Genomic DNA, 294 nt, shown 5'->3' with positions numbered 1-294 from the left:
ACTGGCTATCGAGCACGCTCCAACTATTCAGGTTCATACTTTATTAGGCTTTATTTTTGGACATAATCAGCCTAGTCTGGAATTGTTTAAACGCTTCGGTTTTGAAACCTGGGCCAATATGCCGCGTGTTGCCAATCTGGATGGGATAGAACGCGACTTACTGATACTGGGTAAACGTATCGCCTGAGCCCAGCTTTGACTGGCTGCATCGTTGATGCTTTCCGGTTTTCGGCAAACTTCAGCAAATTACGGCAATCTGCTTTGCAGCTTGCCTTTCATTTTTTATAGGAATAC

The 294-nt window shown here is 44.6% G+C and carries 1 protein-coding gene; it reads left to right on the top strand.

Annotation, left to right across the window (positions count from 1 at the left end):
- On the top strand, nt 1–187 hold a 187-nt coding region (locus KDM89_RS21660), incomplete at its 5' end, for a GNAT family N-acetyltransferase (protein ID WP_369123606.1).
- Between the last annotated feature and the right edge of the window lie 107 nt (nt 188–294).

The organism is Cognatundibacterium luofuense (genome assembly GCF_018139685.1).
GTDB lineage: Bacteria > Pseudomonadota > Gammaproteobacteria > Burkholderiales > Burkholderiaceae_D > Undibacterium > Undibacterium luofuense.
This window is presented reverse-complemented; position numbering and strand designations above follow the sequence as displayed.